The following is a 387-nucleotide window of genomic DNA, read 5'->3' as shown; positions in this document are numbered from 1 at the left end:
CGCTCACCTACCGCGACCTCGACGCGCGCGCCAACCGGCTGGCCCACCACCTGCGCGAGCACGGCGTCGGCCCCGACACCCTCGTCGCGGTCTGCCTGGACCGCTCACCGGAGCTGGTCGTCGCGCTGCTGGCCGTCCTCAAGGCCGGCGGCGCGTACGTGCCGCTCGACCCCAGCCATCCGGCGGAGCGCCTCACCGAGCTGCTCCGCGACAGCGCCCCGGTCGCCGTCCTTGCCCACGCCGCGACCCGCGCCACCCTCGACGGCCTGACCACCGCGCCCCTCGTCGACCTCGACGCCGACGCACACCACTGGGCCGACCGCCCCACCACCGACCCCGACCCCGGCACCCGACCCGACCACCTCGCCTACGTCATCCACACCTCCG

1 protein-coding gene is annotated in these 387 nt (G+C 76.2%); it reads left to right on the top strand.

Going from position 1 to position 387, the window contains the following annotated elements:
- A partial coding sequence (locus tag ACLQ22_RS31940) for an AMP-binding protein (protein ID WP_425695592.1) occupies nucleotides 1–387 on the top strand: 387 nt, incomplete at both ends.

It is taken from the genome of Micromonospora sp. DT178 (assembly GCF_049841695.1).
Classification (GTDB): Bacteria; Actinomycetota; Actinomycetes; order Mycobacteriales; family Micromonosporaceae; genus Micromonospora.
Note: the sequence above shows the minus strand (reverse complement) of the source record. Positions and strands in the feature narration are given on the sequence as shown.